Raw genomic sequence first — 22,644 nt, 5'->3', positions numbered from 1 at the left:
TTTTATGGAACAAAAAGGGTGGAACTAGCGTAGGAGGAACGCGGATGCAGGGAAAAGTTTGGTTAGTGGGAGCCGGGCCGTCAGATCTGGGATTGCTGACTTTGAAGGGAAAAGAAGTTTTGGAGCGCGCCGAGGTTCTGGTTTACGATGCTTTGGTGGGAGCGGAGATTCTGGCGTTGGCGCCTCCTGCGGCGGAGCGGATTAATGTGGGAAAACGGGCTAGCCATCATATTCGGTCTCAGGAAGAAATCAATCAAATTCTTCTGGAAAAAGCGAAGGAAGGAAAGCGAGTGGTTCGTCTGAAAGGCGGAGATCCCTTCTTATTTGGCCGGGGCGGCGAAGAACTGGAACTTTTGGCGGAGAATCAAATCCCTTTTGAAGTAGTACCTGGCGTTACCTCAGCCATTGCGGTACCGGCCTACAATGGAATCCCAGTTACCCACCGAGACGCGTGTTCGTCGGTGCACATTATCACAGGACATAAAAAAAAGGATCAACCGCTCTCGATGGACTTTGAGGCGCTGGTCCGCTTGAAAGGAACACTAGTATTTCTGATGGGAGTATCCGCCCTGAAAGAAATCTGCGAAGGTCTCCTTGCCGCGGGAATGCCAGAGGATACTCCAGCGGCGATCCTGGAAAAGGGGACGACCGCCGGGCAGAGACGTGTGGTAGCGGATGTGGCTTCTCTTCCTGGGAGGGCAGAGCAGGAACAAATCGGAACGCCCGCGATCATTGTGGTGGGAGAGGTTTGCCGTTATAGCAAGGCGTTTTCCTGGGCAGAAAAACGTCCGTTGTTCGGCTGCCGTGTGATTGTCACAAGGCCTAGGGAGAGCGCTTCCAAGCTTTCCGGAAAGCTTCGCGAAAAAGGAGCCGAGGTATTGGAGATTCCAGCCATTGCGACGGAACCGATCGCGGAAAATCCAGAATTTGAGAAAGTTCTTTTGGAATGGGAGCAGTATTCTTGGCTGGCCTTTACCAGCCCGGCCGGCGTGAGGATTTTCTTTGATGAGTGGAAGCGGCGGGAACGGGACCTTCGTGCGTTGGCAGGGAAAAAGCTGGCGGCCATTGGAAGCGGTACGGCCAGAGAGTTAAAAGAACGAGGAATTTTTCCGGATTTGGTGCCGGAGGTCTACGACGGAGCGGAGCTTGGCAGACTGCTGGCGGAGCGGTGTGAAGAAAACGCGGCCATTTTAATTCCCAGAGCTTTTGTGGGCAGCCCGGAAATTTTAGAGAAGTTGGCAGCTCGCCCAGATTTAACGGTAAAAGATCTGCCGATTTACGAGACGCGCTACGAAAAGCCGGTGATTTTAAAGATAAAGGAAGAGCTGGAAAAATATCCGGACACCATGGTGATTTTTACCAGCGCTTCTACGGTGCATGGATTTGCGGCTGTGGCGGAAAATGTGGATTTTTCTACGGTTCAGGCCCTTTGCATTGGGGAGAAGACAGCGGCGGCAGCGGCGGAGTTGGGGATGCGGACGAAGGTTTCATCGAAAGCTTCGATCGCAAGCCTTGTGGAACTGGCGGAAGAAGTCTGCCGGGAGAAACGATAGGCGTTAAGTCGAAGAATGATACAGTGTGAAATTCTTTGTTTTAAGAAAAACCGGGAAATGCGAAAATAGGAGAGAAAGAAGGATACAACGATGGAAATGACGAAAAGACCCAGAAGACTGCGTTATGGAGAAAGCCTTCGGAAAATGGTGCGCGAGACGAGGATGGATAAGTCAGCGCTCATCTATCCGGCTTTTGTGATGGAAGGAAGCGGAAAAGAAGAAGAGATCGCTTCCATGGCGGGGCAGTATCGTTATACAATCGACCGTCTTCTCTACAAGATGGAAGATCTGCTCGACGCCGGTGTGGACAAGGTGATGTTGTTCGGCATTCCCGACCACAAGGATGAAAAGGGAAGCGGCGCTTATGCAGAAGACGGCATTGTACAAAAGGGGTTCCGCGCCATCAAAGAGCGTTTTCCGGAAATGTATCTGATCGGGGACGTTTGCATGTGCGAGTATACTTCCCATGGTCACTGTGGAATTTTGCATGGCCAGGAGGTGGATAATGACACAACCCTGGATTACCTGGCAAGGATTGCCTTGTCTCAGGTAGAGGCAGGCGCGGATATGGTAGCTCCTTCCGATATGATGGACGGCCGGGTGGCGGCGATTCGGAGGCTTCTCGATCAAAATGGCCATGAAAATGTGCCGATTATGTCCTATGCCGTGAAATATGCGTCCGCTTTCTACGGTCCTTTCCGGGAAGCGGCGGATTCCGCTCCGGCATTCGGAGACCGGAAATCGTACCAGATGGATGTGCATAACCGCCGGGAGGGCGTCAAGGAGGCCTTGATGGATATCGAAGAAGGCGCGGATATCATCATGGTGAAGCCGGCCATGGCTTTTGGGGATGTGATCCATGATTTGAAAGAAAGAGTAAATGTTCCCATTGCCGCTTACAATGTCAGCGGAGAATATTGCATGGTAAAAACAGCGGCCCAGATGGGGTATATCGATGAGACGGCCATGATGTGCGAGATTGCGGTCAGCACATTCCGGGCCGGTGCGGACATCTATCTAACTTATTTTGCGAAAGAGTTGGCAAAATGTATGGATGAAGGGAGAATCGGATGAGTACAGAGCGTTCGGAGCGTTTCTTTCAGGAGGCGCAAAACTATATTCCAGGTGGGGTAAACAGCCCGGTACGAGCCTTTCAATCCATTGGCAGCGTCCCACGATTTATCCGTTCGGCAGACGGCGCGCGGATGATCGATGAAGACGGAAATGAATACATCGATTATGTCTGCTCCTGGGGACCGATGATTTTGGGACACAATTACCCTGCGATTCGGGAGAGCGTGGTGGAAGCGGCTTCCCGCGGTCTCAGCTATGGCGCGGCGACGGAGATCGAAGTGCGGATGGCGAAACTGATCTGCGAGATGGTTCCTTCTATCGAAATGGTGCGTATGGTAAATTCCGGAACGGAAGCAGTGATGAGCGCCATTCGGGCGGCTAGAGGCTTTACCGGACGGGACAAAATTGTAAAGTTCAACGGTTGTTACCATGGTCACAGCGACGGGCTTTTGGTAAAAGCCGGCTCCGGCGTTATGACTGCTGGTGTTCCGGACAGCAGCGGGGTTCCGGCAGGCTGCACAAGGGATACCTTGACGGCGGATTATAATGATCTGGATAGCGTGAAAGAGCTGTTTCAGCGTTGGGGCGGGCAGATCGCCGCGGTGATCGTGGAGCCGGTTGGCGCCAATATGGGTGTGGTTTTGCCGGAGGAAGGCTTTCTTCCAGGCTTACGGAAACTTTGCGATGAACAGGGGAGTCTGTTGATTTTTGATGAAGTCATCACAGGATTCCGGTTACAGGCCGACGGAGCCCAGGGATATTTTGGCGTTCGTCCGGATTTGACCACCTTTGGAAAGATCATTGGCGCGGGAATGCCGGTGGGCGCTTACGGCGGCCGTCGGGATGTGATGAGCGTCATCTCGCCTCTTGGCGCGGTTTATCAGGCGGGAACCCTGTCCGGAAATCCGGTTGCTATGGCGGCCGGCTACACGCAGCTGACGCTGTTAAAGGAGCATCCGGAGTGGTACCGGGAGCTGAACGAGCGGGCAGGCAGGCTGTTTGACGGAATCCGGCGGATTTTGCAGCAGTATGAGGTTCCGGCCGTACTCAATACCGTAGGCTCTCTTGGCTGCGTATTCTTTACGCCGGAAGCGGTGACGGATTATACTACGGCAAAGAAGGCGGATACAAAGGCATTTGCCGCTTACGCCAATTACCTGTTTTCTCACGGGCTCTATGTGGCGCCCTCCCAGTTTGAGGCGATGTTTGTCTCTATGGCTCACGGGGAGGAGGAAGTGGAACAGACGCTTGCTGTGATCGAGCGGTATCTAAAGCAACGCTAAAAATGGTGAAAGGAAAGGAGAGCCGTTATTGGCTCTCCAAAGCTTCCCATTCTTCAAATAATTCATCCATGGTTTTCTTTAATTCTTCCTGCTCCCGGTTTAGTTTCAGGCATTCCGATACATTCGTATAGATATCCTCATGGGTCAGAAGTTCATCGATTTCGGCGGAGCGTTTTTCCAGGGAATCGATCTTTTCTTCGATCTTTTTCATATCATTTTTTCGTTTCCGTTCCCTGGCCTGTTCCTCTTTCTGTGCTTTCCAGTCCGCATTTCCCGTGTCAGAAGCAGATTTTCCGGATACGATTTCTTCCGCGGGAGCCGTGTAGACGGCTGTCAGCTCTTCCTTCTTTTCCAGGTAATAATCATAATTGCCCAGATAGTTGATAAAGGTTCCGCCGGTCAGCTCCAAAATCCTTGTGGCGGTCTGATTGACAAAATACCGGTCGTGGGAAACATACAGGATGGTTCCCGTATAATGGGAGAGCGCCTGCTCCAAAATCTCCTTGGAAGTCATATCCAAATGGTTGGTCGGCTCATCAAGGATGAGAAAATTACAGGGAGATAGGATCAGCTTGGCCAGGGCCAACCGTCCGCGTTCGCCGCCGGATAGATCGGACACTCGTTTGAATACATCGTCGCCGGTAAACAGGAAAGCGGCCAGCGTGTTCCGGATCGTGGTATTGTTTAGGGTAGGATACGCATTCTGGATTTCATCAAAAAGCGTATTCTCTTCCGTTAAGAGCTGCTGTTCCTGATCGTAATATCCGATGGCCACACGGGAACCCAGAGTAAAATCTCCTGTATCCGGAGGTACCAGGCCGTTGATGATTTTTAGCAAAGTGGTTTTTCCTGTTCCGTTGGCGCCGATAATGGCGACCCGTTCTCCCCGCTTGATATCTATATTCACATTTTCAAAGAGATGATGGCTTCCGTAGGATTTGGACAGGTTTTTGACGGACAATACGTCGTTTCCGCTCATCTCATTGGGTTCCAGCGTAAAAAACATGGAGTCTTTCAGTTCCACCGGCTTTTCCAGCCGTTCCGTCTTTGCCAGCAGCTTTTCCCTGCTTTCCGCCCGCTTGATGGATTTTTCCCGATTAAAGGAGCGAAGCTTGGCAATGACGGCTTCCTGGCGCTTGATCTCCTGCTGCTGATTGAGATATTGATGAAGGGCTGCTTCCCGGAGCATTTTTTTCTTTTCCGCGTAAGCGGTATAATTTCCACTGAAGGAGGAGATTTTTCCGCCTTCCACCTCGATTACTTTTGTGACGATTCGATCCAGGAAATAGCGGTCATGGGCGACAAGAATCACGCTGCCTCCATAGCCGCGCAGATAATTTTCCAGCCAGGTAACGGAATGGATATCCAGATGGTTGGTCGGCTCGTCCAAAAGCAGCAGATCCGGCTTTTCCAAAAGCAGACGGCCAAGGGCAACTCTGGTTTTTTGACCGCCGGAAAGGGTGGCGTACTTTTTCTGAAATTCATCCTCAGTAAAGCCCAGACCTTTTAAAATACCGGCGATTTCACTCTGACAGGCATAGCCGTCTTTTTGTTCAAAGGTATGATTCAGCCGGGCATAGGTCTCCATCATGGAAGCAAGCTCTTCTCCAGAAGCGGCTTTCATCGCGGATTCCAGACGGCGGATCTCTTTTTCCAGGGCCAACACATCCTGCTTTGCTTCCAGGACTTCTTCATAGATCGTACGGTCTGTACTCAAATCCTGATGCTGAGCCAGATAGCCGATGGTTTTTCCTTTTGCTAAGACGACCTCACCGGTATCCGGCGTCAATTCTCCGATCAATATTTTCAATAAGGTCGATTTCCCGGCGCCGTTGATGCCGACAATCGCCGCTTTTTCTTTTTCTTCAATCCGAAAGCTTCCTCCGGAAAATAGCGGTTCTTCAAGAAATGCTTTGGAAAGGTTGTTGCAGGATAGTATCATCTTCTGTCCCTCCATGCTCTGCGGTTTCTCTGGTATTTGCAGAAACCCTGTACCAGTATAATATAAAGGAAGCCGGCCTGCAAGGATTTTATGACAGGTCTGAATGATTACAGTCAGCTTGTCATTGGCAATTCGATATGTATTGGCTCTCGGCTTGTAAAATCAGAAGTTTTATGGTAGTATGGAGATATAAAACGAAAGGGAGAGTAGGTGGAAAGATTGACAGTGACGGAACAAATAGACCAGAAACGTCAAGAAGATTTACAGCGGTTAAGAGGTTTTCGCCTGCTTGATGATGATTTTCTCACGAAGTGTTTTGAGGGAAGTACGGCAAGTATAGAACTGGTATTGCAGATTGTAATGGAAAAGCAGGATTTAAAGGTACTGGACGTTCGTACCCAGGTATTTGTGGAGAACCTGCTAAACCGTTCGGTGAGGTTGGATATCCTGGCTACGGATAGCACAGGGGCAAAAATGAACGTGGAAGTACAGCGTTCCGATAGAGGTGCTGGAAGAAAAAGGGCAAGATACAACTCCAGCATGATGGATGCAAATTTTTTAAAGAAGGGCGAGGAGTTCGATAAGCTGCCGGAAACGTGGGTAATCTTTATCACGGAGAATGATGTGATGGGAAAGGGGCGGCCGCTCTATCCAATTGAGCGGTGCTTTTTAGAAACTGGAGAAAAATTTGAGGACGGTTCGCACATACTATATGTAAATGGCGCTTATCGTGGAGATACGCCAATCGGGAAGTTAATGCATGACTTCTCTTGTATAGACGCAGCGGATATGTACTATGGGACATTGGCAGATAGAGTGAGATTTTTCAAAGAGAGCAAGGAGGGAATCGAAATTATGTGCCGAGCTATGGAAGATATGAGGAATCAGACATTGAAAGAAGGAGCAATCAATTCTGCAAAAAGAATGTTGGCAGATGGAATATTAACACTTGAAAAAATTGCAGAATATGCGGGACTTTCACTTGATGAAGTGAAAAAATTGAAAGCAGAGCGGACAGCATAGACGATATCGATTGAGAAGGTGGGAGGTAGAATCCATGATCTGCAAGAAATGCGGAAAAGAAAACCGGGATAATGCTACATTTTGTACCGGCTGTGGGATGAAACTGGGAGAGGGCTCGGAGCCAAAGGAGGAAGTTACTCCGCAAAAACAGAAGTCTTCCGGCGTAAAGATTGCGCTGGGCGTTATTGCCATTGCGCTGATTGCGGGCGTTGGATTTCTGGGATTTCGATTTTTAGCTCCAGGTACAGATGATGCGCCCACGACCAAACAGTATGTTTTGGGGGCGGAATCTTCGTCGGAAAGCGCGGGAGGCGAAACCAAGGCTCAAGTGTCGCAGAATGACGAGACGACGATCGACGTGTCCAGCTTAATAAAAGCAAGACCTTCTTTTCTTACTTATGAGGGAACTGCCAGTGAGCCCGCGAGAGCAAATGTTCCCAGTTATGCGGCGGAAGCAAATCTGGGCAACGTCGTCAATCAGGATCGGTACTATCTGTCGGATGAGGTTCGGCAGAAGCTGGAACAAAATTTATTTGTGGTAGAGGGAGGCAGCCGAAAAGATTTTCATTCTCTGTATGAAGAAAACCGATACTTTCAGTTGCCAAATTTTGTGACCGTGGATTCTCTGATGCACACGTATCACCTGTATTTCAGCTATCTGCTGCAAAATACGGAAAAGACATACCTGGCGGGAGCTTTGTCCGATCTGAGCAAACAGATGCTTGCCAAAGCGGAAGAGCAGTACGGACAACTAAAGGGAACTGAGTGGGAGGAGGCGGCCAAGCGGAATGTGGCTTTCTTTGCGGTAGGCGCTTCCCTACAGGATGCGGGCGTATCCATTCCTGCCGATGTACAGAGCCAGGCTGCCGAAGAAATCAATCGGATTATGGCGGCGGAGGCAATGGTAGAGTCCACGCTGACCGGAGACTATGAAGATTACAGCCAGTATAAACCCAGAGGATATTATGAGGGGAATGAGCTTTTAGAGCAGTATTTCCGTGCCATGATGTGGTATGGCAGAATCGGCTTTAAGCAGGAAAAAGAGGATTTGGATCGAAGCGCGGTTCTGATGACATTGGCGCTCCGGGACGGCGGTCTGGAAAATTGGGAATCTCTTTACCTGGTGACAAGCTTTTTTGCTGGCGCCAGCGACGATTTAGGCTATTATGAGTACCTACCGTTGATCGAGGCGGTTTACGGCAGTGGGATTGCTGCGCCTCAGTTGGCCGGGGATACGGAAAATTGGAATTTGTTCCATCAGTTATCCGCACAGTTAGCGCCGCCGGCGATCAACTCCACGCCGATTAAGGAGGGCGAGGATAATACCATTTTAGGATTCCGGTTTATGGGTCAGCGTTTTTCTGTGGATGCGGACATTATGCAGCGGTTGATTTACCAGGAAGTTGGGACGGACGCCGCTGGGGCAAAGCGGATGCTTCCGGATGCTTTGGATGTACCTGCGGCCTTGGGAAGTGATACGGCGTTGGAGATTTTGGAAGCCCAGGGCGATACCGGCTATGCAGGTTATACGGAGAATATGACGAAACTGCGCGAAAAATATGCCTCCGCACCGGATTCGACATGGACGGCCAGCCTATATGCCAACTGGCTAAATACCCTGCGGCCTTTGTTGGAAGAAAAAGGGGAAGGCTATCCTTCCTTTATGCAAAGCGCGGCTTGGGCGACCAAGAGCTTGGAGACCTTTTTAGGCAGTTATACGGAGCTGAAACATGATACGGTTCTTTATTCCAAACAGGTCATGGCGGAGATGGGCGGCGGCGATATGCCGGTATACGATGACAGAGGATACGTGCAGCCAGAACCGATGGTATATGAGCGATTTGCGTTCTTAGCAGAAAAGACAGCCGAGGGGCTGCGGGGATATGGAATGCTGAGCGAAGCGGACGCAGAGAATTTAAGCCGCTTGTCTCAGCTTGCGAAGCAGCTTCAGGTGATCTCGGAAAAGGAGCTTCGAAATGAAACGCTGTCTGACGGCGAATATGAACTGATCCGTAATTATGGCGGTACTTTGGAGCATTTTTGGAGCGACGCCATGAAGGGAATTACAGGACTAGAGGAGGTATACCCGGAAGAATATCCCTGCCCAGTGGTGGTGGATGTTGCGACAGACCCCAATGGCAGCGTGCTGGAATTGGCGACGGGAGGCGCTTCCACGATGTACGTGGTGGTACCGGTAGATGGAACACTGCGGATTGCCAGCGGAACCGTTTATTCGTTCTACCAGTTTGAGTGGCCCATGAGCGATCGTATGACGGATACTGAGTGGCGTCAGATGATGGGGTACGCGCTCAACGAAAATAACGAGTACAGCAGGGAAAAACCCATTTCTCAGCCGGAATGGACCCAGGGGTATCGTGTGGCCAGCGAGTGGTAATGGAAAAAAATGAAAAAATGCAGTGAAGATTTCGCAAAGCGAAATAGCTGGATATTTGCAGGGATGGCGGCAGTAATTTTAACTGCTGCCTTCCTGTTTCTGCGAAAAGAGGGTATTCTGCTTCCCAGTTGGGCCTGCTGGCAAAATAGGCAGATTCAGACAGGCGAAGAAGGACCGGGAACAATTATACTTGAAAATCGTCGGGTAACGGTATCCAAACAGGGAGAAATCCTTTGGCAGTCTCCGGACGAGTGCCGGGTGCAGGATGTGTTGTGGTGCGATATTGACCGTGATCAGGAAATGGAAATGATACTGCTTTGCTGGCGGGTTGGGACCTATGGAAAGGCGAGGCCGTTCTGGGTAGAAGAGAAAGACAATGAAAAAGAGTGGTCCCAGCATATCGATATCTATGATTGGAGAGCGAATGAAAACAGGATGGCGCCTATCTGGATGGCATCGGATATTGGCGTGGATGCGGTAAAATGGGCCTATGACGATACGCGCAGATATTTGTTGATACAGGAAAGAGACGGAGATGTGAGCGGCTGGGCCTGGCTGCAGTGGGGCTTGGAATCGATCGAAACCAGCGTAAGTTTTGCGGCAGTCGGCGACAATCTGCTCCATGAGGCGATTTACCGCGAAGGACTAGCGCGGGGAAGCTTTGACTTTTTGTATGAGCATGTGAAACAGGAAATACAGGCGGCGGATGTTGCCGTGATCAATCAGGAAACCCCTCTGGTGGATGAGCCTGGAATGTATGGAGGCTATCCCAGCTTTGGGACTCCTTCGGAAGTGGCGGACGCCATTGCGGCGGCAGGTTTTGATGTGCTTACCTGTGCGACAAATCATGCGCTGGACCGTGGAATCCTGGGTGTGGATATGACAGTGAGCGCTTGTGAGAGCCGGAGGATTATGTGCCTTGGGATTCAATCCTCAAAGCAAACGGAGTACGAGCCGTACCAATTGCTGGAACGCAGAGGGATTCGTTTTGCTTTGCTAAATTATACGGATATCCTAAATGGACAGGCTATGCCAAAAGAGAATGCCTATGCGGTGCATACTCTTCAGGAAGAAACTGTGCGCTGCGATCTAAAACGTGCAAGGACTGACGCAGATGTGGTGATGGTATTTGTTCATTGGGGAACCGAGTATGAGGCGGAGCCGGATGAACAGCAGCAGAAATGGATGAATCTTTTTCTGGAACAAGGGGTGGACGTTGTGATTGGAACGCATCCACACGTGATTCAGCCATGGGAACTGTTGAAGGGGGAAGATGGCCGGGAAATGTTGGTCTATTATTCTCTGGGGAATTTTGTATCGGCGCAGGACCGCTCGGAGACCATGCTCGGTGGGATAGCTCGGTTTACGGCGACGCTTACCCTGGACGGCGTCAAGATTACCGATTATGGCATGGAATCGCTTGTGATGCACCAGGAGGCAGGGCAATATAGCGTTTATTTTCAAAAGGATTATACCGAAGAATTGGCAAAGCGTCATCGGCTGGCCTTGGATATGTAAAGATTGTTAAATTTTATTTGCGTTTTTTGTCTGCTTCTGATAGAATAAGAACGGGATTGACAAGGTTTTTTCCAACACGTATAATGAATCCCATAGAGAGAAAGTGAGGTGTTTCCTCTTGCAGCAAAAACAAATTTCAGCCGCTGTGATTAAGCGGCTTCCTAGATATTATCGTTACCTTTCTGATCTTCAAAGCGAGAGTGTGGAACGGATTTCCTCCGATGAGCTCAGTAAGCGGATGGGAGTAACCGCTTCTCAGATTCGTCAGGATTTGAATAATTTTGGCGGATTTGGACAGCAAGGTTATGGATATAATGTGGAGTATCTAAGGACAGAGATCGGGAAGATCTTAGGCCTTGATAAAATTCACAATATGATTATTATTGGCGGCGGTAACCTGGGAAAAGCGCTGGCCGGCTATTCAAATTTTGAGACCAAGGGATTTGTGATCAAAGGGATTTTTGATGCGAATCCAGAGTTGGTGGGTAAGAGAGTACGCGATATTAAAATCATGTCTATGGGAGTTCTGGAAAATTTCCTGAAAGAAAACGACATTGCGATTGTTACTTTGGCGATTCCACGGGATCAGGCGATCCAGGTGGCCAGGGAACTTTATAGCTATGGGGTTCGGGCCATTTGGAATTTCGCTCATGTAGATCTCAATCTGCCGGAGGACGCTTATGTGGAGAACGTGCATTTGTCGGAGAGCTTGATGCAGCTTTCCTATCGTTTGAATTCCAAGAAAAAGTAAGCTTACCGGTGCGGAGGATGTTATGCGTTTTTTAACAGATGGTTTGGAAATGAGGGGTATGGACCGCTATTCCATCGAAACCGTCGGAATTCCGTCAATTGTATTAATGGAGCATGCGGCGGCTGCCGCTGTGGAAGAGATGCGAGGGTGTCTGAACGGACAACCCTCGATTCTTATAGTGTGCGGAACCGGGAATAACGGCGCCGACGGTCTGGCCATGGCGAGAATGCTGGCCACCGAGGGACGGGAAGTTTCTGTGGCTGTGATTGGGAATCAGCAAAAAGCCACCGAAGAATGGCGGATTCAGGCGAAAATTTGTAAGCAGTTAAAGATTCCGTCCGTGCACGAGACGCTGACGGCAGAATATATTAAAAGTAAGCGGATTGGCGTTGTGGTGGACGGCTTGTTTGGCACGGGCCTTTCCCGTTTGGTGTCGGGTCTTTATCAGGAAGCGATGGATGCGATCAACCATTCGGGCGCTTTTGTAGTATCCATCGATATTCCCAGTGGTATTTCTGCAGACACAGGCGTGGTTTTAGGCTGCGCGGTAAAGGCAGACCTGACTGTGACCTTCCAGTGCGAAAAGCTGGGGATGGCACTGTATCCGGGAAAGGAATATTGCGGACGGGTTGTAGTTCGGGATATTGGGATTCCGGAGGTAAGCCGGCTGGCAGTGGCGCCAAAAGCGTTTACGATGGAGAAAGAGGATTTAGATCAGCTGCCGAAAAGGCCGGCGTATTCCAATAAAGGAACATTTGGCCGCGTGCTGGTCATTGCGGGAACAAAAAACATGGCTGGCGCGGCAGTGCTAAGTGGAAAGGCCGCCTATCGAAGCGGTACAGGCCTTGTCCGCATCTTGACTTCCGAAGAGAACCGGGTGATCTTGCAGACGGCTTTGCCGGAGGCGATTCTTACCACATACACAGAGGGAGAATTTCCGCTCGCTTTGTTGGAGGAGGCCTGCGACTGGGCGAAGGCGATTGTGATCGGTCCGGGACTTGGCATAAGTGACCGGACGACCAGCCTGCTTCGCTATGTATTGCAGTACCGGAAGGTTCCGGTGGTAGTGGACGCGGATGCTTTAAATACGATTGCCTTGCACCGGGAGATGCTTTCTAACCTGGGGCCGGATACGATCTTGACCCCTCATCTGGGAGAAATGTCGAGGCTGATTGGAACGCCGGTATCCCATATGGTAGTGGATTTGCCTGAAATCGCTCGTTCTTTTAGCGAAAAGACTGGGGCGGTGCTGGTTTTGAAAGATGCCTGTACACTGGTGGCGGAAGGACGGAGACGATTATACGTCAACACTTGTGGAAACTCCGGTATGGCGACTGGCGGCAGCGGAGATGTTCTATCTGGAATCATTGGCGGATTATTGGCCGCAGGAATGAAACCTTTTGACGCAGCTTCCTATGGTGTTTTAATGCACGGGCTGGCAGGCGATGCGGCGGCCTGTGAATGGGGCGAAAGAGCCATGATGGCCGGAGATATCGTACGGAGGATAGATTCTGTTCCTTTTAGGAACAGGAATGGTAATGGGGGATATGATGAGATATTGTGAACGGGTGGCTGCTCGGATTGATTTGGAAAAAATAAGTGGGAATCTGAAACGGATTCGAGAGCATCTGCCGGAGGCAGCAAAGGTCTGCGCGGTGGTAAAGGCAGACGGGTATGGCCATGGCGCCGTTGCAGTTGCTTCCTTTTTGGAGGGGAAAGCAGATTTTTTTGCGGTAGCCACCGTAAAAGAAGCGTTGGATCTTCGGGAAGCGGGAGTTCGGTCTCCGATTTTAATTTTGGGCTATGCGTGGCCGGAAGATTATGAAGAACTGATTCAAAATGAAATTCGGTTTACTGTGTTCAAGGAATCCGATGCCGAGGCGCTTGCAACATTGGGAAGACGTTTGGGAAAGCCCGCGTTGATTCATATTAAAGTGGATACAGGGATGCACCGTATCGGTTTTCCTTTGACAGACGAAGCCATAGAGATCGTACGTCGGATTCGTACCTTGGCCGGCGTCGAAGTGGAAGGTATTTTTACTCATTTTGCCAGGGCAGATGAGGCGGATAAAGCGTATACCAGAGAGCAGTTAGCCGCTTTTCAAGAATTTATCCGCCGGGTAGAGGCGGGAACGACGCCGATTCCGATTCATCACTGCGCAAACAGCGCGGCATCTATGGAACTTCCAGAGGCTGCGATGGATATGGTTCGAGTAGGGATTGCCATGTATGGACTGTATCCTTCCAAGGAAGTAGGCCGGGATATTTATCTGGAACCTGCATTGGAGATGAAAAGCCAGGTGGTTTATGTCAAAGATGTGGAGGCGGGAGAAGGAATCAGTTATAATCATATCCGACGGCTAGTGGAAAAGCGGCGGGTAGCAACCATACCGGTGGGATACGGCGACGGGTATCCGCGGCTTTTGTCGGATAAAGGCTATGTCTTGATTCGTGGAAAAAGGGCGCCGATTCTCGGACGGATTTGCATGGATCAATTTATGGTTGATGTGACGGAGATTCCGGGAGTATCCGAGGGAGATGAGGTGACGCTGGTTGGAAAAGACGGCAATGCAATAATTTTGGTAGAGGAATTGTCGGATTTGTGCGGCCGTTTCAACTATGAATTTGTATGTGGTTTGGAGCGGCGAATACCCAGAATCTATGTCTGATTTTTAAGAAAAAATGGAATAAACGTGGGATACATTGGAAATACTACAGGTAATCCATCCGTATGGAGAATGGAAAATGAAACATGGAGTGTGAACAATGTGATTATTCGACGAGGCGATGTTTTTTATGCAGACCTGCGTCCGGTTGTCGGTTCCGAACAAGGCGGCGTCCGGCCGGTTCTGATTATTCAGAACAACACAGGGAACAAGCACAGCCCTACGGTGATCTGTGCTGCAATTACCTCAAAGATGAATAAAGCGAAATTACCAACCCACGTAGAACTGGATGCTTACAACTGCAATATGGTAAGGGACTCGGTGGTCCTTTTAGAGCAGCTGCGGACCGTGGATAAGACGCGTTTGCGGGAAAAAGTTTGTCATCTGGATTCAGAATACCTGCACAAAGTGGATCAAGCCCTGCTGGTCAGCCTGGAGCTGGATACATAATCCACGTCAGGACTTGAAATGTGCGTTTTTTCATGATAAAATAATCTCAATTATTGCTGGTAATGTCCGGACAGTGTTTCTTCGGATGGGAGGAAACACTGTCTGAACGTGCGCCCGGCAGAACTAAGAATACAATAAGGCCGGCAGGCCAGAAGGAGAATCCATGTCAGGACATTCAAAGTTTGCTAATATTAAGCATAAAAAGGAAAAGAATGATGCGGCCAAGGGAAAAGTGTTTACCCGGATTGGCCGTGAAATTGCCGTTGCTGTAAAAGAAGGGGGAGCGGACCCTGCCAATAACAGCAAACTTCGCGATGTGATTGCGAAGGCCAAGGCAAACAATATGCCGAATGATACCATTGACCGCAGCATCAAAAAAGCTTCCGGCGATATGGGAAATGTGAATTACGTGACGGCTACATATGAAGGCTATGGCCCCAGCGGCACGGCGATTATTGTGGAAGCCCTGACCGATAATAAAAATCGGACGGCCTCCAATGTCCGCAATGCGTTCACCAAAGGCGGCGGGAACGTCGGAACCCAGGGCTGCGTATCGTTTATGTTTGATCAAAAGGGACAGATCCTGATTGACAAAGAAGAGTGCAGCATGGATTTTGACGAATTGATGATGACGGCATTGGATGCCGGCGCGGAAGACATCGCGGAGGAAGAGGACAGCTATGAAGTGTTCACCGCTCCGGATGATTTCAGCGCAGTACGCGAAGCTCTGGAAGCCGCAGGCATTCCTATGGTGGAGGCTGAGGTGACAATGATTCCTCAGACTTGGGTAGAGCTTGCAGATGAGCAGGATATCAAAATGATGAATCGAATCCTTGACCTGCTGGATGAAGACGACGACGTCCAAAACGTCTACCATAACTGGGACGAATAGAAGAGGGACGAGTAAATTATGATGAGAGCGGTAGATCTGGTTCTACCGCTCTCTTTCGAAACTAGGTATCGCAGGGGAGGGGAATTGATGGCGGAAGTGCAAAAACGCCGGTCGAAAGGGGAAACGCCGGTTAAGATAAAGAAGAAGAGCCGCATGGAGATTGCCTATGAAGAATTAAAACAGATGATCATGAGCAACCGTCTGAAAGCGGGAGAGATGATCGGAGAAAATTACCTGACGACTGTATTTCAGATGAGCCGGACTCCGATTCGGGAGGCAATCCGGCGCCTGGAAAGCGAAGGCCTGGTGGAAGTAAAAGATGGTGTGGGTACTTTTGTGACCGAGATTTCTTCGGAAGAGATCGCCGATGCTTATGAGGTCAGAAAATCATTGGAAATTCTAGCCATAAAAACTGCTGTTTTTGCCTTTTCCGAAAAGGAAATTCAGTCTTTGGAGGCACGTTTTTCCACTCTTTATCAGCGGGTCAAAAATGGAGACAATATAACCGTTGACGAATATGCGGACGCGGACTGGATGCTGCATGATCTCATTATTGTGAAAAGTAAAAACCGGTTTGTGAAGACAGCGATGGATGCCATTGGTATGAATTTGAAGCGCTATCAGTATATGTCGGTCAAAGCATTTCAAAATGTAGAAAAGTGCATGGAGGAACATCTGGAGATCATTCAGGGAATTCGGGAAAAAGATCCAGAAAAAGTAATTCAAATTTTGAACGTACATATTGAATTTTAGTTGACACAGGCGGGGAATTGGTATGAGCGTATTATCCTTCGGTTCGTTGAATATTGATTACGTGTATTCTGTAGACCACTTTGTGTCTCCAGGCGAAACATTGTCTGCGAAAGCCTTACATGTATATATCGGCGGAAAAGGTTTGAATCAGTCGATTGCGCTTGCCCGCACTGGGATATCCGTTTATCATGCGGGCGCAATCGGAACAGACGGAAGATTCCTGATAGAGGCATTGGAAAAGGCAGGCGTAAATACAGAATACGTAAGCGTATTGGACGATGTTCGTACTGGAAATGCAATTATTCAAAAGGACATCAAGGGCAATAATTGTATATTGTTATATGGAGGAGCGAATCAGGCCATTGAGCGGGCACAGATCGACAATGTATTTACCCATTTTACGCAAGCGGACTATCTGCTGATTCAAAATGAAATCAATCATCTGCCGTATATTGTGGAAAAGGCGAAAAATATTGGAATGAAAATTGTTCTAAATCCTTCGCCTATGGATGAAAAAATTTTTGCCTTACCATTGCATAAGATCGATTATTTCATTCTCAATGAGATCGAAGCATTTCAAATATTGGGAGAGGAATTTACAGAGGCGTATGATGGGAAACAATTGGCAGAGAAGCTAAGAAATCGATGGGAAGATGCCACGATTATTTTGACCATGGGGGGAAAGGGCTCCATATGCCTGAATCACACGGAATATATCGAACAACCCATCTATAAGGTTGAGGTTATGGATACGACGGCGGCAGGCGATACTTTTACCGGATATTTTTTGGGAAGTTTGTTGTCGGGCAAAACATTACGGGATTCTATGAATATGGCTGCGAAAGCTGCTGCCATTGCAGTAAGCAGGGAAGGGGCGGCGCCATCCATACCGTGTAAGGCAGAAGTTGAGGCATTGATTTATGTATAGGCAATGAGATGGCGATATTTGACGGAGAGCATGGGATAGTCCCTCATTTATTTAAATTTGGTAAAATTCTTTATGTGTATTTTTATTGGTTTTCTTTTTTGCTGACATGATAAAAATAAATCGCACGGATTAATAACCCTCCAAACCAGCCGATTGGAGCGGCTATCCAGATTCCATTATAACCAAGCTTTGTGCCAGACAAAAGAATAGCAACAGGCACTTGAAGACAGCACAGGGAACATACGGAAGCAATCATCGGCACAAATGATTTTCCATATCCCAAAAGCAATCCGTTTAATACCTGCATGGCTGCAAAGATAATATAAAAGGCAGGCACAATCTTCAGATAACTGTTACCAATATCCAAAACAGACGTATCCCTGTTGAATATTGACATAAATACAGACGGAAACATTACAATGACAACAGAAATACACGCTGATACTGCAATCCCCATAACCAATGCGTATTTCCCGCCTTTCAACACCCTGTCCTTCCTTTTTGCCCCTAAATTCTGGGCAGTAAAATTAGTCATAGCCTGCCCTAAGTTCAAGGCGGGCATTTCTGCAAAAGCATCTACCTTAGATGCGGCAGTATATGCCGCCATGCAATCCGTGCCAAACCCATTAATCAGAAACTGCAATGACATAAATCCCACACTCACAAATACTTGCTGTATCATGGCGGGCGTACCTATCTTCAAGCTCTTTTTTAATTCTGTCTTGTCAAGCTGTAAATGCAATACATTAATAAATAAGCTGCTATAATGTATTTTCATATATACCATACAAACGATAAATGACAAAAGCTGCGATAACACAGTCGCAAATGCCGCCCCTGCCACACCCATTCCGAATGCCTTAATGAACAATATATCAAGCACAATATTCAGAAGTGCTGCCACTATCAAAATATATGTAGGTGTTTTTGAATCCCCCATCCCGCGAAGGATATTTGTAAGCGCGTTATATGCAAACGTGGGGATAACGCCGATAAACATAATTTTAAGATATATATCAGCCGCTTCAAGCAAATCGGACGGCACCCGGAAGACAAGCAGAATCCGATAGGAAAAACATATGCCCAAAACAGCAATTATTAAACTGAGGCAAAAGCAGAAAGCAAATCCCGTATCCATAATTTTTTTCGTAGATTCCATGTCCTTACTGCCAAAATAACGCGAAACCAATATGCTTGCCCCCATTGAAATGCCCATAGAAAGGGCAATCAGCAGATAATGGATCTGAAAACTGAACCCTACCGCCGCCAGACATTCTTTCCCCAAAAAATTACCTACAATAACTGTATCAGCAAGATTATATAGTTGCTGGAATAGATTGCCGACCAAAATTGGCAGTGAAAATAAAAATATTGTCTTTAACTCATGTTCTCTCGTTAAATCCTTCATTTCGTAACCTCTTTCCTAATATAATTTATCCCTTTTTGTTACATGGTATTGTTTGCACACAATACATACAATACAGATTGTATTCTTGACTTTGTATGTTTTCAATGCTAACATTGTATGCAAGACAATTTTGAGCAGGGAGGGAAAAAGCTTGCCAGTTAATTCTTTTGAAAATTACCCAATGTCATGGATACCCGATAAAGAAAAATTAAAATCACCAATTTATATATCTATTGCGGAACTTTTGGAACAGGATATCCAAAGCGGCAAACTGGCTGGAAATACAAAACTGCCGCCCCAAAGAGAATTAGCAGACTTTCTTGATTTGAACCTAAGCACAATAACCCGTGCATTCAAGATTTGTGAAAATAAAGGGTTAATCTATGCCAATATAGGGCAAGGCACATTTGTATCCCCCAATGCCGCCATTCCTTCTTTACATAAAGCAGATAATAGGTGCGTAGAACTGGGCATAATCAGACCTTTTTACCAGTATAATAAGATTGTCGCTGATATTGCGCAAAAAACCATACAACGCAATACTGCCCAGTATCTTTTTGAATTTGACAGCATATCAGAATCTTACAAGCACAAACAGACCGCTATAAAATGGCTAAAATCTTTCCATATAGAAACAAAGCCTGAAAACATCATGCTAACGGCAGGAACACAAAATGCCCTGACAATTGTATTTTTGGCTCTTTTCCGCTCTGGAGATAAAATCCTGACTGATTCTTATACTTATTCCAATTTTATCGGCTTAGCCAGACAGTTCAATATCCAGTTGATATCAGTAGCCGCAGATAAGGATGGAATGATACCCGACCTAATGGAAAAGCAGTGCAGGATAATGGATATAAAAGGAATCTTCCTCATGCCGTCCTGCAATAATCCGACAGGAACTGTCATGTCAATGGAACGAAAAAGGAGAATTGCCAGTCTCATACAGCAATACCATCTGATTTTAATGGAAGATGACGCTTATGGATTTATTGCAAATGATACAGGGGAACCGATTCAGACATTGATACCAGATAACACTATTTACCTGCACAGCCTGTCAAAATCACTTTCAGCAGGCTTAAGATGCGCATATATGGTTATCCCTGATTGCTTAAGACAAATCTTTCTGGAAACGGCTAATAATGTAAATTTAAAAATACCGCTGCTTAACGCAGAAATTATAAGCGAATTAATTGCAAGCGGCAATGCAGACAGAATCATAGGGCAGAAAAAAAGACAGGCAAAAGAAAGGAACAAGATATATAAAAAATACTTTCCAGACAGCCTCTGCCCGAATGAATACAGCTTCTTCCAATGGCTGCCCCTGCCTGCCCATTATAACGGTTATCAGTTGGAAATGCAGGCAAAGGACAATGGCATTCATATCTTCTGTTCTGACCGTTTTACCGTTGGCAAATCTGAATCCACAGCTATAAGAATTGCAACTTGTTCCCCTGATTCCTTACAACAATTGGAAACAGGACTGAAAATCCTAAAACATTTGCTGAATAAGAATCAGCAATATATTTCACAAGCTAATTTCATAATATAGTTACTACCTTCGAAAGGCGGCAAAGAATGATATTCCTTGCCGCCAATTCTGATTATATAAAAATAATTTCTCTGTTCACAATTTCCCTCGCACAAGCCCTTATATTATCTATTTCTCCTGTCCACTCTATCCTTTAGCCGTTCCGTTATGCCCTGTGCCTGTTGTTTGGTTTCTGCGGGGTATCTGCAAGCAATGTATCAGCGGGCTTTAGCATCATCCTATAAAATATACAACGGTTCGTAATAAATGGAAGATGTATATATCTACAATGCAGAAAGAATAGATGAATACATCTAGGGCTTAAAATTGGGCAGATGGAAAAAGATGGGAGAAAGATGAAAATGAAAATAAAAGTAATAGAAAATCAAAAAATAAATAATAAAATACCTAGAAAAACATTCTATACAAAAGCTTGATTTAAAAACAAGAAAGACAACCAAAAAGTTATTGACAAACATGTATACATGTAATAAAATATCAACAACCAGTAATTGATAGAAAACAGAAATGATATGCGCCGGTTTACAAACGATAGCCGGCTGCTGAACAAATAACCGAAATCCTTGAAACCAAGCCAAAACAGAAAAAAGCAGAGAAAAGGAGGTTCTAGAAAGTGAAGAAAAAGGGATGGAAAGCATTTCTGAGGGCACTGGATGAAGGTTTTGAAGAGAAGATTGCGATGGTGGTTATGGTATTGATCGCAATTTTCATGGGGATGCAGGTGTGCGCAAGATACGTATTTAATTCCTCGCTGTCCTGGCCGGAAGAGATTTGCGTGTATATGCTGATCTGGATGGGCATGATTAGCCTCAGTTACTGTATCCGTAAAAATTCTTCTATCAAAGTGGAAATGTTGATCAATCTGTTTCCCATTAAGGTGAGACGGATCTTCCACATCTTGGAAGATGTCATTTCCATTGTGTTCTACGGCTTTTTGTGTATTCCGGCCTGGCAATTGCTTGGAAAAGCGATCCGGAGCGGACAGGTCAGCGCAGCGCTTCACCTGCCAATGTATTTTATCCAGATTGCACCGCTGATTGCATTTGCCCTCGCAGTAATCCGAAGCGTTCAGGATATTTATTTTAACGCGAAAGGATTTCACGAGAAGGCCCAAGAGGACGAGAGATAGGAGGAAAATGGAATGTCTATATTGATTCTGGTTCTATTTATTTTGTTGATCGTAATCTCGATACCTATCGCGACTTCCATGGGTATCGTGTCTGTCATTCCGGGACTTGCAGATTCTACATTTTCCGCGAATCCGGTCTATCTGCTCCGGGCGATTATCTCAGGCTTGGAAAGCGTTCCCTATCTGGCTATTCCGATGTTCATTCTCTCTGGAACCATTATGTCAAAGGGAGAGATATCCAAAAAGCTATTTGATTTTATTTCATATTTTATCGGTAAAAAAAGAGCGGGATTGCCCTGCGCGGTTATTATCACTTGTCTGTTTTTTGGCGCATTGTCCGGTTCCGCCACGGCGACGGTAGCGGCAGTAGGCAGTATGACGATTCCGATTTTGGTAGCGTTAAATTATGACAAAGTATTTTGTACCGCATTGGTAGCGGTTGCCGGTGGATTGGGGGTTATCATTCCTCCCAGCATTCCGATGATTGTCTATGCGACGGTAGCCGGCGAGTCGGTGGGCGATATGTTTATCGGAGGAATTTTACCGGGTATTCTGATCGCGGCATGTCTGATGATTTATACATATTATTACTGCCGAAAACACGGAGAAGATCGGGAAAAGATCAGCGAGACGGTGGATAAGATTCGCTCCAAGGGACTGGGAAAAGTCTTTATGCAAAGTTTCTGGGCGCTGTTGACGCCGGTCATCATTTTGGGCTCCATCTACGGTGGTTTGGCGACTCCCACAGAAGCGGCGGTTATCTCGGTATTCTACGCTTTGATTGTCAGCCTTTGTGTTTACAGGACCATGAGTGTAAAAGATATCGTTCCTGTTTTAAAAGAAAGTGTGTCTTACTGTCTGCCGGCGTTGTTTATCTTGGCGACTGCTTCGGCATTTGCCAGAGTCTTAGCGCTGCTGCAGGTACCTCAGAGTCTGGGACTTTGGATCGGAGACACCTTTGGCTCCAAAATCACAGTACTGTTAGCCATTAATATTTTCCTGCTGTTCTTAGGAATGGTGATGGATACCACTCCTGCGATTGTTATCGTAGCGCCGATTCTGGCGCCGATCGTGACGGCTCTTGGGGTGAACGGCGTTCATTTTGGAATCATTGTAGTGGTAAATTTGGCAATTGGCTTTGTGACGCCTCCGATTGGCACAAATCTATTTATTGCAAGCTCTGTCACCGGCGTAGAGGTTTTAGCAATTGCAAAGAAAGCGATTCCTTTCCTGCTGTTTTTCTTGGTGGCGTTGATGGTTGTTACTTTCGTACCAGCGCTTAGTACCTGTCTATTATAATATACCCGCGAAATGCGGAAAAAGG

General features: G+C 47.3%; 18 protein-coding genes and 1 pseudogene. 16 read left to right on the top strand and 3 right to left on the bottom strand.

Annotated elements, in window-relative coordinates; genetic code table 11:
• Positions 1–44: 44 nt before the first annotated feature.
• From cobA to hemL, 3 genes are all read left to right on the top strand, one after another.
• Entirely contained in the window at positions 45–1,553 is a 1,509-nt protein-coding gene (gene cobA, locus ACCC71_RS07970; RefSeq protein WP_434309100.1) for a uroporphyrinogen-III C-methyltransferase, read from the top strand.
• Between the two features lie 90 nt (positions 1,554–1,643).
• Positions 1,644–2,627 (top strand): porphobilinogen synthase, encoded by a 984-nt coding sequence (hemB, locus tag ACCC71_RS07965; RefSeq protein ID WP_434309099.1) that lies wholly within the window; start codon positions 1,644–1,646, stop codon positions 2,625–2,627.
• The gene (gene hemL, locus ACCC71_RS07960; RefSeq protein WP_434309098.1) at positions 2,624–3,910 is read left to right on the top strand and encodes a glutamate-1-semialdehyde 2,1-aminomutase; all 1,287 of its coding nucleotides are present in this window, start codon (positions 2,624–2,626) and stop codon (positions 3,908–3,910) included. Before hemB ends, hemL begins: the two co-directional genes overlap by 4 nt.
• Positions 3,911–3,935: 25 nt before the next feature.
• On the opposite strand, the gene abc-f is transcribed toward hemL, so the two are convergent.
• On the bottom strand, positions 3,936–5,852 hold the full coding sequence (gene abc-f / locus ACCC71_RS07955; protein WP_434309097.1) for a ribosomal protection-like ABC-F family protein: 1,917 nt from the start codon (positions 5,850–5,852) through the stop codon (positions 3,936–3,938).
• 210 nt (positions 5,853–6,062) lie between these two features.
• Here abc-f and ACCC71_RS07950 point away from each other — a divergent pair, with 210 nt between their 5' ends.
• The 10 genes from ACCC71_RS07950 (at position 6,063) to ACCC71_RS07905 (ending at position 17,228) form a co-directional block, all read left to right on the top strand.
• Entirely contained in the window at positions 6,063–6,875 is an 813-nt protein-coding gene (locus tag ACCC71_RS07950; RefSeq protein ID WP_434309096.1) for a PD-(D/E)XK nuclease family transposase, read from the top strand.
• A gap of 34 nt (positions 6,876–6,909) precedes the next feature.
• Entirely contained in the window at positions 6,910–9,270 is a 2,361-nt protein-coding gene (locus tag ACCC71_RS07945) for a DUF3160 domain-containing protein (RefSeq protein WP_434309095.1), read from the top strand.
• Positions 9,271–9,279: 9 nt separating this feature from the next.
• Positions 9,280–10,788: a CapA family protein gene (locus ACCC71_RS07940; RefSeq protein WP_434309094.1), complete on the top strand. Its 1,509-nt coding sequence runs from the start codon at positions 9,280–9,282 to the stop codon at positions 10,786–10,788.
• Between the two features lie 118 nt (positions 10,789–10,906).
• Complete coding sequence (locus tag ACCC71_RS07935; protein WP_434309093.1) at positions 10,907–11,539, top strand: redox-sensing transcriptional repressor Rex; 633 nt, start codon at positions 10,907–10,909, stop codon at positions 11,537–11,539.
• A gap of 22 nt (positions 11,540–11,561) precedes the next feature.
• Positions 11,562–13,103, top strand: coding sequence for an NAD(P)H-hydrate dehydratase (locus ACCC71_RS07930; RefSeq protein WP_434309092.1), 1,542 nt, complete (start codon positions 11,562–11,564; stop codon positions 13,101–13,103).
• Entirely contained in the window at positions 13,087–14,208 is a 1,122-nt protein-coding gene (alr, locus tag ACCC71_RS07925; protein WP_434309091.1) for an alanine racemase, read from the top strand. Before ACCC71_RS07930 ends, alr begins: the two co-directional genes overlap by 17 nt.
• 99 nt (positions 14,209–14,307) lie before the next feature.
• Positions 14,308–14,655, top strand: a complete 348-nt coding sequence (locus ACCC71_RS07920) for a type II toxin-antitoxin system PemK/MazF family toxin (RefSeq protein ID WP_434311826.1) — start codon at positions 14,308–14,310, stop codon at positions 14,653–14,655.
• A 163-nt stretch (positions 14,656–14,818) separates the two neighbouring features.
• Positions 14,819–15,547, top strand: coding sequence for a YebC/PmpR family DNA-binding transcriptional regulator (locus ACCC71_RS07915; protein WP_434309090.1), 729 nt, complete (start codon positions 14,819–14,821; stop codon positions 15,545–15,547).
• Between the two features lie 87 nt (positions 15,548–15,634).
• Positions 15,635–16,300: a GntR family transcriptional regulator gene (locus tag ACCC71_RS07910; protein WP_434309089.1), complete on the top strand. Its 666-nt coding sequence runs from the start codon at positions 15,635–15,637 to the stop codon at positions 16,298–16,300.
• A gap of 22 nt (positions 16,301–16,322) precedes the next feature.
• Positions 16,323–17,228 carry a ribokinase gene (locus ACCC71_RS07905; RefSeq protein WP_434309088.1) on the top strand — a complete coding sequence of 302 codons (906 nt, stop codon included), beginning with the start codon at positions 16,323–16,325 and terminating at the stop codon, positions 17,226–17,228.
• 82 nt (positions 17,229–17,310) lie between these two features.
• Here the strand turns inward: ACCC71_RS07905 and ACCC71_RS07900 are convergent, their stop codons facing one another.
• Positions 17,311–18,636, bottom strand: coding sequence for an MATE family efflux transporter (locus ACCC71_RS07900; protein WP_434309087.1), 1,326 nt, complete (start codon positions 18,634–18,636; stop codon positions 17,311–17,313).
• Between the two features lie 151 nt (positions 18,637–18,787).
• On the opposite strand from ACCC71_RS07900, the gene ACCC71_RS07895 reads away from it, so the two are divergent.
• A complete protein-coding gene (locus tag ACCC71_RS07895; RefSeq protein ID WP_434309086.1) occupies positions 18,788–20,191 on the top strand; it encodes a PLP-dependent aminotransferase family protein in 1,404 nt (467 codons plus the stop codon).
• A gap of 52 nt (positions 20,192–20,243) precedes the next feature.
• Here ACCC71_RS07895 and ACCC71_RS07890 read toward each other — a convergent pair.
• A pseudogene (locus tag ACCC71_RS07890) lies at positions 20,244–20,364 on the bottom strand (TnpV protein); the annotation flags it as partial.
• Positions 20,365–20,804: 440 nt separating this feature from the next.
• Here ACCC71_RS07890 and ACCC71_RS07885 point away from each other — a divergent pair.
• Together ACCC71_RS07885 and ACCC71_RS07880 are read left to right on the top strand one after the other, a co-directional pair.
• On the top strand, positions 20,805–21,320 hold the full coding sequence (locus ACCC71_RS07885; RefSeq protein WP_434309085.1) for a TRAP transporter small permease: 516 nt from the start codon (positions 20,805–20,807) through the stop codon (positions 21,318–21,320).
• Between the two features lie 12 nt (positions 21,321–21,332).
• Positions 21,333–22,619 (top strand): TRAP transporter large permease, encoded by a 1,287-nt coding sequence (locus ACCC71_RS07880; protein ID WP_434309084.1) that lies wholly within the window; start codon positions 21,333–21,335, stop codon positions 22,617–22,619.
• Positions 22,620–22,644 lie beyond the last annotated feature (25 nt).

The organism is Hominifimenecus sp. rT4P-3 (genome assembly GCF_051055405.1).
In the GTDB taxonomy this organism is placed as follows: domain Bacteria; phylum Bacillota; class Clostridia; order Lachnospirales; family Lachnospiraceae; genus Pseudolachnospira.
The sequence above is the reverse complement of the archived record's forward strand: the minus strand, read 5'-3'. Positions and strand labels throughout refer to the sequence as shown.

Excerpts from the sequence above, each read along its gene's own strand:
- cobA (WP_434309100.1), top strand. The coding sequence starts at position 45 with ATGCAGGGAAAAGTTTGGTTAGTGGGAGCCGGGCCGTCAGATCTGGGA.
- hemB (WP_434309099.1), top strand. The coding sequence starts at position 1,644 with ATGGAAATGACGAAAAGACCCAGAAGACTGCGTTATGGAGAAAGCCTT.
- hemL (WP_434309098.1), top strand. The coding sequence starts at position 2,624 with ATGAGTACAGAGCGTTCGGAGCGTTTCTTTCAGGAGGCGCAAAACTAT.
- abc-f (WP_434309097.1), bottom strand. The coding sequence starts at position 5,852 with ATGATACTATCCTGCAACAACCTTTCCAAAGCATTTCTTGAAGAACCG.
- ACCC71_RS07945 (WP_434309095.1), top strand. The coding sequence starts at position 6,910 with ATGATCTGCAAGAAATGCGGAAAAGAAAACCGGGATAATGCTACATTT.
- ACCC71_RS07940 (WP_434309094.1), top strand. The coding sequence starts at position 9,280 with ATGAAAAAATGCAGTGAAGATTTCGCAAAGCGAAATAGCTGGATATTT.
- ACCC71_RS07930 (WP_434309092.1), top strand. The coding sequence starts at position 11,562 with ATGCGTTTTTTAACAGATGGTTTGGAAATGAGGGGTATGGACCGCTAT.
- alr (WP_434309091.1), top strand. The coding sequence starts at position 13,087 with ATGATGAGATATTGTGAACGGGTGGCTGCTCGGATTGATTTGGAAAAA.
- ACCC71_RS07915 (WP_434309090.1), top strand. The coding sequence starts at position 14,819 with ATGTCAGGACATTCAAAGTTTGCTAATATTAAGCATAAAAAGGAAAAG.
- ACCC71_RS07910 (WP_434309089.1), top strand. The coding sequence starts at position 15,635 with ATGGCGGAAGTGCAAAAACGCCGGTCGAAAGGGGAAACGCCGGTTAAG.
- ACCC71_RS07905 (WP_434309088.1), top strand. The coding sequence starts at position 16,323 with ATGAGCGTATTATCCTTCGGTTCGTTGAATATTGATTACGTGTATTCT.
- ACCC71_RS07900 (WP_434309087.1), bottom strand. The coding sequence starts at position 18,636 with ATGAAGGATTTAACGAGAGAACATGAGTTAAAGACAATATTTTTATTT.
- ACCC71_RS07880 (WP_434309084.1), top strand. The coding sequence starts at position 21,333 with ATGTCTATATTGATTCTGGTTCTATTTATTTTGTTGATCGTAATCTCG.